This window comes from Marinifilum breve, assembly GCF_003202155.1.
GTDB classification, from domain to species: Bacteria; Bacteroidota; Bacteroidia; order Bacteroidales; family Marinifilaceae; genus Marinifilum; species Marinifilum breve.
This window is the reverse complement of sequence record NZ_QFLI01000025.1, coordinates 1-3770: the sequence shown is the minus strand read 5'-3', so window position 1 is coordinate 3770 and position 3770 is coordinate 1. Positions and strand designations below refer to the sequence as shown.

At 35.3% G+C, this 3770-nt stretch carries 1 protein-coding gene; it reads left to right on the top strand.

Features of this window, described 5'->3' with window-relative positions; all coding sequences use genetic code 11:
• The coding region (locus tag DF185_RS23680; RefSeq protein ID WP_165836111.1) for an immunoglobulin domain-containing protein at positions 1–3770 on the top strand (3770 nt) is incomplete at both ends.

Genomic DNA, 3770 nt, shown 5'->3' with positions numbered 1-3770 from the left:
TGTTACAATTACCGATCCTTTAGATGATGCAAATCCTTGTGAAGGAAATGGCAATCATACTTTTTCAGTTTCACTTTCTCAACCTGAATCATTCTATAATTTTTCATGGCAAAAGGATGGTGTTGATATAGATGGAGATGCTGCTCAGAAGATTATAGCTCCAATTGAACTTACCGATGCAGGACAATATAAGGTTGTGGTTTCCAATAGATGTGATAGCAAGGAATCTGTAGCAAATTTAACTATTGTGCCTAAAATGCTTGTGAATGGAATTACTGCAAGTGCTGTTGGTCCTTTCTGTAGCCCAACAAATGTAACAGTTACTTTTGATGATAATGGAGCTGTAGCAGAGTATAAGGCTAAGAAGCCAGATGGTTCAGAAATTGTAATCACAAATCCATATACATTCGAAGTGAATACAACCACCCAAGGAACATGGGAATTTATTGCTGTACCAAATTGTGTTGGAGATAATTTCACTCATAAATTTACCTGGAACCTGATTCCTGATTTTGGAGCAGTTTCGATGAATGATGTTGCCACTTGTATTGGAAAAGATGTTGATTTTGTAGTTGATGTGAAGGATGTTTCATCTTTGTCAGAATTGACTTACAAATGGAAAGATGATACCAATATAACAATAGTTGGAGAAAATAGCAATTTTCTTAGCTTAACAGATGTGCAGGATTCTGATTTAGGAACATATACGTGCGTTGTAACAGATCAATGTGGAAATTCAAAAACTGCAACAGCTAATTTAAGAATTGAAAAAGTAACTACTTCTACTACTGGAACTTCAATTGAAAAATGTGTTGGCGATACCGACTTCCGTATTGATATTGCTTATACTGGAACTCCTAGATTCGAATGGAGATTTAAAGATCCTTTGGGAGCTGTTATAAGTAATGCAGATTTCTATGAAATTCCATCAGTAGCAACAAGTGATGCTGGAGTATATTACTGTAAGGTTATTTTAGGATGTGGCGATGAAGTTAATATAGAAAGAGAACTTATTGTACACGAGCATGTTTCTATAATTTCTCCTGCCGATGAAACAATTCATATTTGTCAAGGAGAACAACCTATTCTTGATGTTGAAGTGAATGGAGACTCAGATATTTATACTGTAAGTTGGACTGATAATTCTGATAATCCCCTAGTTGGTTTTGGTGATGTAAATCAGGTGCAATTAAGTAAACACGATATACCTGGCACTTATACTTACAAAGCAAAAGTAACAAGCCTTGGAAATTGTGATAATTTGAGTAAAAGCTACATTGTTGAAGTGCATGAGAAACCGAAATTAGCAGCAATTGACCCAATTCATGAATGTGAAGGAGACATTTTGCTAACAGCAAATGTAGTTGGAACTGATTATGTCGGTGTAGAATGGTGGAATTCGGATGAAAGTTCTAAATTAGGTACAGGAGTTAATTATACTATTTTAGGAGCAACACATCCTGCCTCTGAAGGAGTATTGGTTGCAAAAGTGACCAGTGAATACTGTGGAGATATAAAAGCTAATGCATTGGTAAATATTCATGAACCTATTTCGCATAAACCAATTACAAATTTAACTACAACTCCTTGCGAGGGTACACCTTTAAAATTGGTAGTTGAAGGAATTGGTGATGGAGTTCAGTATTCCTGGCATAAAAATCTTGTGTCAAACCCTCAGTTGGAAACCAGCAGTATTTTAGATTTAGGTAATGCCGATGCAGTATCGCACAATGGCAAATACATTTGTGTATTAACAAGCTCTAATGGTTGTCTGGGTAAAATGGTTGAATTTACTGTAAAAGTATTGCAAAATGCAACTGTTATAACTCCACCAAATGATGTTTCACTTTGTGAAGGAATTACACCTGCAACTTTTACATTAAATGCAACAGGTGAAGGTGACCTGCTTTATGCTTGGTATAATAAAAATGATATTAAAGTAAGTGAAAAAACAAATGATCCTAATTTTTCAGTAGTAGATCCATTAGCAAATAATAGACAGGTATATTACTGTGTTGTTACGCCAAATAAGTGTGCTTCGGTTACTTCGAAAAAGGTTGGTTTACATGTTAAGAAAAAAGTTTTAATAAAAAGTGAACCAGTAGATGTGAAAATTGCCGAAAATGGTAACGCAACTTTTGTAGTTGAAGCTGAAGGCGAGCCTGTTATTACATATCAATGGCAAATTTCAACAGATGGAGGAACCAATTGGAGCGATATGGTAGGAGAAACGAATAAATCTTTGGTGTTGAATTCTGTGCTTTTGGCTTCAAATGGAAATAAGTACCGTTGCATAGTTACCAATGATTGTGATTCTCAAATAACTCGTGAAGCATTGTTAACTGTTGATGCTAATGCCAAAATTACAGTTCAACCTGTTGATTTGAATGTTTGTTTGTCTGGTGGTAAAGCTGAATTTAAAATAGACGCTTCTGGGGCAGGTTTAAGTTATGAGTGGCAATACAGAGAAAATAATACAGAATCATTTGCAAATGCTTCAGCAGTTGGAACGTTGAAAGATGGAGATAAAACATTGGAAATAGATCCGGTAACTTTAGCAATGAGAGATTGGGAATTCAAATGTATTGTTTCAGGGACAGGCTCTCCAGATGAATCGAATGTGGTAAAAATTAATGTGTTCGAACCAATTACATATGATGATATAAATGATGAGACTCTTTGTAATGGTTCAGGAGGGATGTTTTCAGTTGAAAATGTAGGTGGATCTAAACCTTATTCTTATACATGGAAAAGGGAAACTGTTACAATTGCAAGTGGTTCGCAGCTAAATTTGGACGCAACTTCTGCGACCGATGCTACTTATTATATTGAAGTGAGTAATGGAGTTTGTCCGGAAGTAGTTAAAGAGTTTTCAATTAGTCATCATCCTGATTTGGTTGTAGATGCGTGGTCTAATACCGATGAAACTTGTGCAACAGGAAGCGCTGCTGAGGTTTTGGGTGTAACTGTTAATAATTCAGCAGGCGATTTAAAATATACATGGACAAAAGATAGTGATTCAAAAGTGCTTAGCAATACAAATTCTTATACTTTGCCAGGGATTTCGACAGCAGAAACAGGAACATATAAAGTAAAAGTTAAAGATAGGTGTACATCTGCAATAGTGTCAGGATTTATTAATGTTTATATTCCTATAAGCAAAGTGAATGCATGGCCTGCTAATTTACCTCCCTTGTGTTTAGGTACCGAATTGGTATTGGATGTTAAAGTTAATGGAGATCATCCAATATATACATGGACTGTTCCGAATGGAGCAAGAATACCTGGAAATGGATCAAGTATTAAATTCGATAACTTATCAATGGCTGATCAGGGAACATATATCTGTGAGGTTACAGATAAATGTGGAACAAGTTTGACTTACACAACTGAATTAAAAATTATTGATGCCCCTTCAATCGATTCTCCGGGCATCGAAAATCTAATAGCAGTTTGTGAAGGTGATCCTTTGGTATTAGGTACTATAAGTGTAACTGGATCATATGATGATATTAAATGGACATTAAATGATGGATCAACAAATACTGTTGCTGGAGTTCAGTTGAATTTAGGAGATGCAACAACAGCAATGGAAGGCAATTATAAAGTTGAAGTTTCAAATAAATGTGGATCTGATATTTCAGTAGGAACTCAGGTTGTTAATCCAAAACCAACATTAGATCCAATTGCAAATCAAACAGTTTGTGAAAATGAAGATGTTGTGTTTAGAGCAAAAGCTACAGGACGTGATTTAAATTATGAGTGGAAAA